Origin of the sequence: Halorubrum sp. PV6, from assembly GCF_003990725.2 — an archaeon.
Lineage (GTDB): Archaea > Halobacteriota > Halobacteria > Halobacteriales > Haloferacaceae > Halorubrum.
In genome coordinates this window covers 179,471-191,061 of the sequence record NZ_CP030064.1, presented here as the reverse complement: position 1 = coordinate 191,061, position 11,591 = coordinate 179,471, and the positions used below count along the sequence as shown (strand labels likewise).

The 11,591-nt window shown below is 69.2% G+C and carries 9 protein-coding genes; 5 read left to right on the top strand and 4 right to left on the bottom strand.

The features are described from left to right. Window positions 1-131 precede the first annotated feature (131 nt). On the top strand, window positions 132-617 hold the full coding sequence (locus tag DOS48_RS14645; RefSeq protein ID WP_127116465.1) for a ferritin-like domain-containing protein: 486 nt from the start codon (window positions 132-134) through the stop codon (window positions 615-617). 43 nt (window positions 618-660) lie between these two features. After that, window positions 661-1,098 (top strand): metal-dependent transcriptional regulator, encoded by a 438-nt coding sequence (locus DOS48_RS14640; protein WP_127116464.1) that lies wholly within the window; start codon window positions 661-663, stop codon window positions 1,096-1,098. 49 nt (window positions 1,099-1,147) lie between these two features. Here DOS48_RS14640 and prf1 read toward each other — a convergent pair whose 3' ends face one another. The 3 genes from prf1 to DOS48_RS14625 all read right to left on the bottom strand — a co-directional run bounded on the left by prf1 (window position 1,148) and on the right by DOS48_RS14625 (window position 6,078). Then, window positions 1,148-2,398, bottom strand: coding sequence for a peptide chain release factor aRF-1 (prf1, locus tag DOS48_RS14635; RefSeq protein ID WP_127116463.1), 1,251 nt, complete (start codon window positions 2,396-2,398; stop codon window positions 1,148-1,150). A 172-nt stretch (window positions 2,399-2,570) separates the two neighbouring features. Next, window positions 2,571-4,370 carry an arginine--tRNA ligase gene (gene argS, locus DOS48_RS14630; protein ID WP_127116462.1) on the bottom strand — a complete coding sequence of 600 codons (1,800 nt, stop codon included), beginning with the start codon at window positions 4,368-4,370 and terminating at the stop codon, window positions 2,571-2,573. Window positions 4,371-4,467: 97 nt separating this feature from the next. Next, window positions 4,468-6,078 carry an iron ABC transporter permease gene (locus tag DOS48_RS14625; RefSeq protein WP_127116461.1) on the bottom strand — a complete coding sequence of 537 codons (1,611 nt, stop codon included), beginning with the start codon at window positions 6,076-6,078 and terminating at the stop codon, window positions 4,468-4,470. 112 nt (window positions 6,079-6,190) lie between these two features. Here DOS48_RS14625 and DOS48_RS14620 point away from each other — a divergent pair, with 112 nt between their 5' ends. From DOS48_RS14620 to DOS48_RS14610, 3 genes are all read left to right on the top strand, one after another. Beyond that, window positions 6,191-6,724 (top strand): gluconate 2-dehydrogenase subunit 3 family protein, encoded by a 534-nt coding sequence (locus tag DOS48_RS14620; RefSeq protein WP_127116460.1) that lies wholly within the window; start codon window positions 6,191-6,193, stop codon window positions 6,722-6,724. Beyond that, the gene (locus DOS48_RS14615; protein WP_127116459.1) at window positions 6,721-8,325 is read left to right on the top strand and encodes a GMC family oxidoreductase; all 1,605 of its coding nucleotides are present in this window, start codon (window positions 6,721-6,723) and stop codon (window positions 8,323-8,325) included. Before DOS48_RS14620 ends, DOS48_RS14615 begins: the two co-directional genes overlap by 4 nt. A gap of 206 nt (window positions 8,326-8,531) precedes the next feature. Then, on the top strand, window positions 8,532-9,185 hold the full coding sequence (locus DOS48_RS14610; protein WP_244629388.1) for a dolichyl-phosphate hexose transferase: 654 nt from the start codon (window positions 8,532-8,534) through the stop codon (window positions 9,183-9,185). A 174-nt stretch (window positions 9,186-9,359) separates the two neighbouring features. Here the strand turns inward: DOS48_RS14610 and DOS48_RS14605 are convergent, their stop codons facing one another. Then, complete coding sequence (locus DOS48_RS14605) at window positions 9,360-11,531, bottom strand: glycosyltransferase family 39 protein (protein WP_244629351.1); 2,172 nt, start codon at window positions 11,529-11,531, stop codon at window positions 9,360-9,362. Window positions 11,532-11,591 lie beyond the last annotated feature (60 nt).

The window sequence follows — 11,591 nt, the reverse complement described above, 5'->3', positions numbered from 1 at the left end:
TTTTTCGCGTGCAACGACGGCGAGCCGCCGCCATCGCGCTCGTGCGCCGAACCAAGGGAACTTCTTAAGTTGGCCTGCCCCCGACTGCCGTGTATGCGAACGGTTGTATCGGAATGTGAAAGGTGGGACCCGTGAGCGTGAGCCAACGGATCGACTCAGACGATCAGCTCGCCCGGCTGTTACAGATCGGGATCGTGTTAGAGGAGGTCGTCGAAGCGCGGTCGCACCACCACTACCAGAGCCTCGACGACGAACTCGACGACACGATAGAGACCCTGCTCGCCGACGCGGCCGAGGAGTCGGCCGAGCACCGCCAGCGATTGGAGTCGCTCATCGAGGGGCTCGGCGTCGACAGCGTCCCGTTCGACGAGATCGAATCGCTCGTGGACGCGCGATACGGGCGGACGCGCCCCGAGGACTTCGACGGCGTCCTCTACGATCAGCTGTGTAACGAGGAGACCGCCTACAAGTTCTACGACGACCTCATCGAGGCGCTCGAAGAATCGGACGCCGAGTTCGCGATCGACCGAGACGAGCTGCTCACGGAGTTACGGGCGATCCGCGAAGACGAGGCCGATGGGGTCAGAGACGTGACAGCGGTCATGGAGCAGCGATGAACCGGGGGATCGAACCGACGACGAGTGCCGATGGAGGGAAGCAGTGAACACCGCAGACCAGTACCTCAAGACGATATACGTCGTACAGAAGCAGGAAGACGGTCCCGCGTCGACCGGGTCGATAGCCGACGCCTTGGACGTGAGTCCGGCGAGCGCAAACGAGATGATCGGCAAACTAGAGGAGCGCGACCTCGCCGAACACGAGAAGTACAAGGGAGTCCGGCTCACCGACGACGGCATCGTGCGCGCCCGCGACGCGCTGCAGACGTACTGTATCATCGAGCGCTTCCTCGCGAACGTCCTCGGCGTCGAGGAGTTCCGCGAGGAGGCACACGAACTCGAGGCGGTCATCGACGACACCGTCGCCGACCGGCTCGACACGATCATCGATCGACAGCCGGAGTGTCCGGACTGCTTCGACCCCGAAACCGACGCCTGTGCGTGTCTGGACATCGCGACAGCCCCCGTCGAATCGGAGTAGTCGCGCGGTACGACACCTCGGGACGGCTGGCCGTTGGCGTCCGCGCCGCTTAGACGCCCGTCGAGTACCGCAGAATACCCGCGATGCCGCCGAACGCGTCGAGGAGCTGTTCGCCCTTTTCGAAGTCTGTGGAGATGAACTTAGTGTCGGTGCCGCGCTGTTCGGCGATGGCCATCAGGTGTTCGATCACGTCTTCGCGCTCGTCGACTTCGGCGTCTTCGCCGCACTCGGAACACTCGTGTGCGGGCGTCGAGTGTCGCGAGTCGACGACCTCGTACTCCTCGTGACCGTTCGGACACTCGTAGACGACCACGTCGGAGCGGAGGTCCTCGGAGATGAGCAGGCGGTCGACCGACCCCATGATGAGGTTGCGCCGGGTCTGGTCGAACCCGTAGGTGGCCTCCTCGCCGGTGTTGAGGTTCTCAAAGAACTCCTCCATGTTGCGTTTGTCCTCGACGATCTCCTGGTCGGCGAGCGCTTCGCTCGCATTGTCGACGAGGTCTTTCAGGCCGGACTCGTCGGTGTACGCCACGTCGAACTTGCCGAGGACCTTGTCCTGCAGTTCGTGGTGGAGGTAGTCGCCGTCGAGGAACTCGTCTTTCGTCGGCGAGGGGCCGCCGACAAGGATGCCGTCGATCTCGTGGCGCTTGTCGACGAACAGGTCGTCGGCCATCCCCGCGACCTCCTGGTAGAAGTTGTCGATCGCTTCGAGCCGGAGCCGGGCGAACCGCTGGGCGGACTGTCCCCCCTTCCGCTGTTTGCCGGGGACGAGCGAGGAGGCGGACTTGACCGCCTCGACGCGCTTGCCTTTCAGCCAGCCGACGTTGGCCTCACGCCGGTCTAAGACGATGAGCCCGAAGAGGCCGGTGTCTTCGAGCATGTGCTCTAGCGGCTCGGTGAGGAACTCCGAGTCGCAGTGGTACCGGAACGACTCGACGGGCTGGGGCGGCGATTCGAGGGTCCGGGTGACCATGTCGGTCTGGCCGCCGCCGGCGTCGATGGCGCCGGAGAAGATCACCATCCCGTTTTCCGGTGGGTAGGTGTCGTAGTAGCGGAGCCGGTCTTTGATCGAGGTCAGCGCGTCTTGAACCGCCGTCCGCGTCTGCTTGGACTTGATGTTGGACGCCTCGCTGTGTTCCTGGGTGACGTGCGCGACCACGTCGGAGACCTGCCGATCCTCGGGGATGTAGATGGTGACGAGCTGCGTCCCGGAGCCCTCGAAGTCTCGGAGCTCCTCGATGACCTTGCGGAACTCGTACTTCCGCCGGTCCTCGCTCGCCGCTTGGGCGTCGCTACTCATTACCCGAACTACGGCGGCGTGCGTGTAAGTAAGCTTTGACCTCCCGACCGACGCGAAGAGATCGGGAGACCCCGACCGTCTCTCGGAGAGTGTTTTATAAGTAGACGCGGCGGTGCGCGCTGCGAACTGCCAGTTGGAACCGCTACCGTTCGACGGGAGCGTCGCTCCCGTGTTACATCGACTCGGGCGCTTCGACCCCGAGCACGTCGAGTGCGTTCGCCATCGTGTGTTTCGCGGCCGCGACGAGCGCGACGCGGGCGGCCCGCAGGTCCTCGTCTTCCGCCGTGACCACCGGGCACTCGCGGTAGAAGGCGTTGTACGCGTCGGCGAACTCGCGGGTGAACGTCGCGATGGTGTGCGGTTCGAGATCCGTCGCCGCCGACTCGATGACGGCCGGGAAGCGCGCCACCTCGCGAAGGAGTTCGCGGGCCGCGTCGGTCTCGAAGACCGTAGCGTCGACGGCGAGCGCGTCCGCGTCGACGCGTTCGCCCGTCACGCCCGGCACCTCGACGCCCGCGGCGGCGGCCTCCTGTAAGATGCCACAACACCTCGCGTGGACGTACTGGACGAACGGGGCGGACTGGCCCTCGAAGTCGAGCGCGTCGTCCCATTTAAACGTGATCGCCTTCGCGGGCTGTTTCGAGACGATGTCGTACCGGACCGCCCCGATCCCGACCTGCGAGGCGATGCGTTCGACGTCGGCCTCGGACAGGTCGTCGTCGCGGATCCGGTCGTCCATCCGGGTCTCGACCGCCTCGCGGGCCCGGTCGACCGCCTCGTCGATCAGGTCGTCGAGCATCACGCCGGTGCCCTCTCGCGTGGACATCTTCCCCTCGGGGAGGTTCACGTACGAGAAGATGAGGTGGTCAAGCTGGTCGGTGTCGTTGCCGAGCAGTTCGAGCGCCGCGTCGAGCTGGTCGGCCTGCAGTTTGTGGTCCTCGCCGAGGACCGTGACGGCGCGGTCGTAGTTTTCGAACTTCCACTCGTGGTGCGCCAGGTCGCGGGTCGTGTACAGCGAGGTGTCGTCCGAGCGAAGGAAGACGAGATTCTTCTCGATCCCCCAGTCGTCGAGCGCGAGCTGCCACGCGTCCTCCTCGTAAACCGCGTGATCGGTCTCCTTGAGCCGCGCCGCCACCTCGTCGGTCGACCCGTCGCGCATGAACCGCGTCTCCTTGACGAACTCGTCGAACTCCGCGGGGAGCCGCGCGAGACACGCCTTCATCCCGCCGAGAACCGCGTCGACGACCTCGCCGACGCGCTCGAAGGTCGCCTCGTCGCCGGCTTCGAGCCCCTGGAGGATCTCGGCGATCTCCGCCTCGGCGGCCTCGACCGCGTCCTCGTCGGCCTCATTTAAGTACGCGTTCCCCTTGCGGTAGTACCGGACCAGGTCGTACTCGGCGCGGTCGCGGGCCGGCTCCTCGTCGAGGTCGGCTTCGTCGAACCGCTCGTACGCCCAGGTGAACACGGCCATCTGCCGGCCCGCGTCGTTGACGTAGTAGTGGCGGTCGACGTCGTAGCCGGCGTAGTCGAGGAGGTTCGCCACCGCGTCGCCGACGATGGGGTTGCGGGCGCGGCCGACGTGGACCGGCCCGGTCGGGTTCGCGCTGGTGTGTTCGACGACCACCGAGGTGTCGCGGTCGGGGAGCGAGCCGTACGCCGCGTCTGCGGCGGCCGCGTCGAGCGTGTCGACGAGGTACTGCTCGCCGGCGTGGAAGTTGATGTAGGGGCCGGCGGTGTCGACCGCGGCGACGTAGTCGGCGCCCTCGATGTCGACCGCGTCGGCGACGGTCGCCGCCACGTTCGGCGGCGCGTCGCCGACCACGCCCGCGAGTCGGAAGGCGATGCTGGAGGCGAGCGTCGCGTCCATGTCGTCGGGCGGGCGTTCGATACCGAGGTCGTCGGTCGGGAGATCCAACGCGTCGAGCGCGTCGCCGAGCGCGTCGGCCACCTCCGACCGGAACTGCCGGAACATACCGTCTGTTCGTGGGTCGGCATAAAAGGCCCTTCCGAAGCGACGGCGAGAAGCCGGGTCGGCGGATCGGTCGAGACCGAAAGCGGTCGGAGCCGCGTCAGAGCCCGTCTTCCCCGCCCTCCTGAGCGAGCATCACGATCATCGAGAGCCCGGAGATGAGCAAAAGCAGGAGGGTCGGGACGACGGCGTACTGGTAGAGCCCGGACTCCTGTGCCCGCCAGATCTGCGAGACGATGGTCTCGAAGCCGGTGGGCCGGAGGATGAGCGTGACCGGCAGCTCCTTCATCGTCGTGAGGAACACGAGCGCGGCGCCGGCGACGATGCCGGACCGGACGAGCGGGAACGTCACTCGGCGGAACGAGCCGAGAGAGGACTCGCCGAGCGCGCGGCTCGCCTCGACGAGCCGGGGGTCGACACCGAGGATCGCGGTCCGACTCGACCCGACGACCTGCGGGAGAAAGCGGATGACGTACGCGAACACCAACAGTGGGAGCGTCTGGTAGAGCCACGGGAGGTACCCCGACCCGAAGTAGACTAAGGCGAGCGCCAACACGATTCCGGGGACCGCGAAGCCGACGTACGTCACCCGCTCGAACAGCGTCGACAGCGGCGAGTCGTGGGTGGCGGCGAAGTACGCGATGGGGATGGCCGCGATCGCGGCGACGAGGGCGGCCGCCGCGGCGACGGACACCGAGTTGAGCGCCTGAACCCACTCGAACGCCAGCGAGGGGCGACGCCCGGCGTCGGTTCGGAGGAACCACAGAAAGAGGATCCAGAGCGGGACGAGGAGCGCGACGGCGGCCACCGACGCGGGAAACAGCGTCGCCGGCCAGCGCCACCGCCCCAGGCTGACGAGCCGGTCGGTGCGGCCGGCGTCGTCGCCGTGAGCCGTGCGATCGGAGCGAACGAACCACTCCAAGGCGAGGACGACGAGGACGACGGCGAGGAGTTGCAGGGAGAGCAGCGCGGCGTAGTCGCTCCCGAAGGAGTTGTACTCGACGTATATCTGGCGGGTGAACACGGGGAGCCGCATGATCGTCGGCGTCCCGAAGTCGGAGACGGCGTACAGCGCCGCGAGGAGCGACCCGGCGGCGATCGACGGGCGGATGACGGGGAGCGTCACCCGGCGGAACGCCTCCAGCCGCCCGTGGTTCAGCGTGCGCGCCGCCTCGATCAGCGTCGTGTCGAGCGTGAGGAGGGACGCGCGGGTCGTGAGGTAGACGTACGGGTAGGTGTACAGCGTGATGACGAGGATCGTCCCCGGAAGCCCGTAGATCTCGGGGAGCCGCTCGACGCCGAGGGGCACGAGCAGGTCGCGGAACTCGCCGCGCGGACCGAACGCGGAGACGAACGAGAACGCGCCGACGTAGCTCGGTACGACGAGCGGGAGCGCGACCGCGATCGACCAGAACCGTCGGAAGGGGAGGTCGGTCCGCGCTGTCAGGTACGCGAGCGGGACGCCGAGCAGGATCGAAAAGCCGGTGACCCCGCCCATGAGCAGGAGGCTGTTCACGAGCACGTCGGCGGTTTGGACGCTGAAGAGCAGCTCGACGGCTCGCGAGCGCTCCACCGTGACGGCGCGGATAACCAGCCACGCCAGCGGGAGCACGAGCGTCGCGGCGATGGCGGCCGAGAGGAGGGTGAGACCCACCGGTAGTCGACCGTCGCCGTCTGTCATGGCGTCGCGGATCCGGCGTGTCCAGCTCATAATCCGGAGAGGGGTTCGTAGCGGTGGAAGGCCGCACCGACCGTTACCAGTTGCGATTCACTCGTCGCTTAGGTCCGACGGATATAATACTTTAGGGCTACCTAAACCGACCATGGAACTGACGCGGCGCGACGCGGTGGCCGCGCTGGGCGCCCTCGGGGCGGCGGGAGGCGCCGCGCTGGCCACCGCGAAGGCGGGCGACTCCCGAGCCGAGGGTCCCGACCTCGCCGACGAGACGACCACCCGCGCGTCGATGGCCGCCGTCGCGGCGGTCCTCTACCCGACGGCCGTCGACGGCGTGGACTCGTTCGTCGACGAGTTCCTCGACGGGCGGCTCGACGGGTCGGCACACGCCGAGGGGCTCCGGGCGGCCGTCGCCGAACTCGACGAGGCGGCGCGCGCGTGGCACGGGGCGCCCGTCGCCGACCTCTCCGAGGCCGACCGAGACAGGCTCCTCCGCGAGATCGGCGCCGACGTGGCCGACGAGGACCCGGAGGGAACGACCGCAGAGCGGGTCCGGTACTACGTCGTCAACGAGTTGCTGCTCGCGCTGTACGCCTCGCCGACGGGCGGCGAGTTGGTCGGCATCGAGAACCCGCAGGGTCACCCCGGCGGGGCCCAGAGCTATCAGCGAGGGCCGCGATGAGCGGAGGTCCGATCGACCGAACCCCGGTTTCGGACGCCGACGTCTGCGTGGTGGGCGCGGGACCGGCGGGCGCGCTCGTCGCGGACCGACTGGCCGCCGACCGCGACGTGGTCGTGCTCGACGCCGGGCCGCGGTTCGACCCCGCGGACCGACTCGCGCGACAGGAGCGGGCGATCCGGCCGAGCTACGGACGGCCCGACGTGTGGGACGTCGGCGGCGAGCGCGACGCGCACGCCAACTCGGGCGAGCGCGTCTACCCGCTGAACCACGCCCGCGTGAAGGGTATCGGCGGGTCGACGCTCCACTGGCAGGGGATGGTGATGCGGCTCCACGAGGCCGATTTCAACTCCGAGACAGAGCGCGGCGTCGGCGAGGACTGGCCGATCGAGTACGCCGACCTCCGCCCGTACTACGCGGCGGCCGAGCGCGAACTCGGCGTCGCGGGCGCGTCTGATAACCCCTACGCGCCGCCCCGCGAGGAGCCGCACCCCATGCCGGCGTTCGAGCCCTCCTACAGCGACTCGCTGTTCGCCGAGGCCTGCGAAGAGCTCGAAATCGACATGCACTCCGTGCCGAACGCGCGGAACTCGGAGGCGTACGACGGTCGGTCCGCCTGCGTCGGCTACGGCACCTGCCAGCCCGTCTGCCCGGCAGGCGCAAAGTACGACGCGACGGTCCACGTCGAGCGCGCGGAGACGGCCGGCGCGACGGTGATCGACCGCGCACCGGTCCAGCGACTCGAACACGCGGGCGACCGCGTCACGGCCGCGGTGTACGCGACGCCCGACGGCGAGACGCACCGACAGACGGCCGACGCCTTCGTCGTCGCCTGCGGCGGGGTGGAGACGCCCCGGCTCCTGCTGCTCTCGGCGTCCGACGCGTACCCGGACGGGCTCGCCAACTCCAGCGGGACGGTCGGGAAGTTCTTCATGGACCACCTGTTCGCGGGCGCCGGCGGCACCCTCGACGAGCCGACCCGACAGAACCACGTCGGCTTTTACACCAGCGCGTGCGACCAGTTTTACGACGAGGCGGACGAGTCGCTCGCGCCCTTTAAGTTGGAGTTTTTCAACTACGCCGGCCCCTCGCCCGTCGAGCAGGCGCTCACGGGCGAAGACTGGGGCGACGCGCTCCTCGACCGGCTCCGCGACGGCTACGGGACCCACATCGCGATGGGCGGGCTGGTCGAACAGCTCCCGCGGTCGGACAGCTACGTGACGCTCGATCCGGACCGCACCGACGACCACGGTAACCCCGTCCCCGAGATCCACTGGAGCGTCGACGACCGCGCGCTCCGGACCGTCGAGCGCGCGACGGAGATCCAACGCGAGATACTGGAGACGCTCGGCGCGGACGTCGAGTGGGTCGCCGGCCCGGACGCGACCGGCCCGGCGTACCACCACATGGGAACGACGCGGATGAGCGCGGACCCCGACGACGGCGTCGTCGACGCCGACTGCCGCACCCACGACCTGGACAACTGCTGGATCGCCTCCAGCAGCGTCTTCCCGACGGGCGGCGCGATGAACCCCACGCTGACTATCGCCGCGCTCGCGTTGCGCGTCGCCGACGACCTCGACGACTGGCTGGCCGCCGCGTAATGACGGCTGGATTCCACTATTTTAGGTAAACCTAAAAACTCAAGTGCGTGCGACCGGAGTTGTGGGTAATGAGCGACTCAGCGCAGGTGACGAACGGCTCCGCGACGGCCGTCACCGACGATTCGACCGAAAGCGACGACAGCGAGACGAGTGACACGAGCGCGACCGCCGACGGGCCGTACACCTTCGACGACCTGAGCGTCGTGATGGGGACCTACAACGAGGAGGCGGCTATCGGCACCGTCCTCGACGACATCGAGCGCGTCACGGACGGCCGCGCCGAGGTCGTCTGCGTCGACGGCTCCTCGGACGACACGCCCGAGATCGCCCGCGAGCACGGCGCGACGGTGATCGAACAGGAGCCCCAGGGGTACGGCGTCGCGGTCAAAGAAGCGATCGAGACCCCCGACCGCCCGGTCGTCGTCACCACCGACTGCGACGACACCTACCCGATGGACGCGCTGCCGGCGTTTCTCGACGAGATCAACGACGGCGCGGACGTGGTCAGCGGCGACCGGCTCTACCACGGCGCGGCGGCGATGCCGGCGTTCAACCGCTTCGGGAACCAGTCGTTCGCGGCGGTCGCGTCGCTGCTCATGGGCGAGCGCGTCCACGACACCACGACCGGCATGCGCGCGTACCGGCGCGAGGTCATCCAGGACATCAGTTGGACCGAGAACACCGGCCTCTCCGCCGAACTGCTGATCCGACCGCTGATGCGCGGCTACGACGTGCGCGAGCGACCGATCGAGTACGCCGAGCGACTCGGCGAGACGAAGCTCGACCCGATAGAGGGCGGCGCCGCCATCGCGAAGTCGATCGTCACCGTCTGTCTCGAAGAGCGCCTCCGGCGGTTCTAAGCGCGAAGCAGGGTTTCGGCGGCCAGAGAACTCTTTTAAATACCGCAGACCGCCTGCGTCGGTTACTTATAAACGAACGCGGTCAGTTGGCAGTCATTTATAAACGACGGCCACACCGCCGGAGGCCGTGACCGCGGAACTGCGGGGAGCCGCTGCTCCCCGACCAGCGACGCCTCAGCGAGCGTCGCTCGCTTCCGCGGCCGTCTCGAAGCGCACCCACTCCGCGTGCGCGTCCGGGTCGTCCGGGAGGTACGTCCCTTCGGTCCCGCAGGCGGTGACCAGCCGACACACCGAGCGCTCGGGCGGCCAGACGACCTCGACGCGGTCGCCCTGGACTCTCGCCGTCGCCTCCTGTCGGTACGTGAACGTCGCGCCGGTCGGGTCGACGAGCGTCACCGTGACGAGGACCTCGTCGCCCGCGGCGGCGACGGGGACGGTCGTGTTCGGCGCGCCGGCCAGCCGCGCCCCCTCCGGGCGCACCGACCAGTCGACGGTGAGCGAGTCGCCGGGGTCGCTCACGGCGTACTGCGCGACCGCGTCGCCGTCGGCGCGGACCGTCTCCACCCGAACCTGCGCGGTCGCGACGCGCTCGGGGACGCCGACCGTCGTCGTCGCGTCGACCCGAGCCCCCTCGCGGACCGCGAGCGATTCGAGTTTCGGGTCGACCTGCCGGGACGGGTCCGGCGTCCACTCGCCCTGATACGCGTATCGGCGGAGGTCGCGGTCGGGGTACGCGTCGATCACCGCGAAATCCTCGACCGGGTCGCGGTCGAGCGCGTACACCACCGGCCCGTCGAGCCCCGGCTCGTTCCGGAGCGTCTGGAACGGGTGGCTGAGCCACTCGCCGTACGGCGTGGGGACGAAGACGAGGTCGTCGTCGAACGACGCCGACTCGACCGGCTCGTAGGCCGTCTCGTACTTGTCCGCGTGGGCCGCGTGCCGGTCGAGCGGCGCCTCGACGGCGGCGGCCGCCCCGAGCGTCCCGCCGACGAGCGCGAGCACCGCGATGGCGACGACGGCCGCCCGCGCCGACGCCGGAGTGAACCGCGCGGCGAGCGGGGCGCGCAGTCGCTGGAGCCGCTGGCCGGCGGCGACGACGGCGACGCCGCCGAAGACGGACAGCGGGACGAGGAGGTCGAAGTGGTAGAACGGCCCGAAGCCGGCGACCAGTCCGTCGGTCGGGTCCGAGAACGTCGCGAGGAGGTTGTTGGTCCCCCAGAAGAAGAGGTTCCCGACGACGACGCTCCCGACGACGCCGACGAGCAGGAGCCCGACGAGCCGCTCGAACCGGCGGGACGAGCGGTCCGCCGTACGCTCGGGCTCGGTGCCGAGCGCGCGCCGTCCGCTCAGCCACCGTCGCGCGGCCACCGCGCCGCCGCCGAGCGCGAGCAGCGTGCCGAGCGGTCCGGCGACGACCCATCGCGTGACGAGGTACCACAGCCCGTACCCGTTCGAGCGAAGCGCGAGCGCCGGGGTGTACTCCTCGGCGTGGCCGAGGATGCGACGCTCGCCGAACCCCGGCCCGTCCATCGGCGCGAACGCCTCGTAGGGGAACGTCAGGGGGGCGCCGGTCATCCGGTAGTTGTACGCGAGCGTGACGCCGACGAAGAGCGTCCCGAAGAGCGCCGTGAGCCCGTGGCGGCGAACCGGGCCGGGAAGCGAGGCGGGAGAGACCCCCGCCGCGCGAACCGATCGAGCGACCTGGACGAGCGCGTGGAGGATGAACGGCGCCGCGAAAAGCACCGCGGTGAACGGCCGGGCGAAGAAGGCGATACCGATGGCGACGCCCGCGAGCCCCGCGAGGGGGAGGGACCGGTCGCGGACCCCGCGGAGGTACGCCACGGCGAAGAGCAGGTTGAAGAACGTCGTCGGCGCGTACGGGAGAAACACCGACCCGGTGACGAGCGCCAGCGGTGAGAGGGCGAAGAGGACGGCGGCCGCAAGCCCGACGCGGCGGTCGAAGGCCGTCCCGCCGAGGAGGTACACGAGGGCGGCGTTCCCGGCAGCGACGACCGCGAGCGTCACCCGCGGCTCGTCGAACAGCCACATCGAGACCGCGTACATCGCGGCGGGCACGGGGTTGTACTTCGGGTAGAGCCGCCCGCCGTCGTCGACGAAGAACCACGGGTGGACGGCGTCGGCCAGTTCGCCGGCGTGGAGCTCCAGCTGTCCGGAGAGCAACAGCGCGGCCTGCATGAGGTACACCCCCTCGTCGTGGTTGACGGAGTGGCGGGCGAAGACGGTCGCGGCGACGGTGAAGGTGAGCGCGCCGGCGGCCGCGGCGACGATGGCGGCCCCGAGCGTGAGGCTGTCGGCGCCGGCGATCTGAGCGCGTCCCCACCGCACGAGGCGTCGTGTGAGTCGGCGCGGCGCGGCGGAGTCCGAACGGGAAGGCACGGAAGGCAG

Coding starts and splice junctions, on each gene's coding strand:
- prf1 (WP_127116463.1), bottom strand. CDS start 2,398: ATGAGTAGCGACGCCCAAGCGGCGAGCGAGGACCGGCGGAAGTACGAG.
- argS (WP_127116462.1), bottom strand. CDS start 4,370: ATGTTCCGGCAGTTCCGGTCGGAGGTGGCCGACGCGCTCGGCGACGCG.
- DOS48_RS14625 (WP_127116461.1), bottom strand. CDS start 6,078: ATGAGCTGGACACGCCGGATCCGCGACGCCATGACAGACGGCGACGGT.
- DOS48_RS14620 (WP_127116460.1), top strand. CDS start 6,191: ATGGAACTGACGCGGCGCGACGCGGTGGCCGCGCTGGGCGCCCTCGGG.
- DOS48_RS14615 (WP_127116459.1), top strand. CDS start 6,721: ATGAGCGGAGGTCCGATCGACCGAACCCCGGTTTCGGACGCCGACGTC.
- DOS48_RS14610 (WP_244629388.1), top strand. CDS start 8,532: ATGGGGACCTACAACGAGGAGGCGGCTATCGGCACCGTCCTCGACGAC.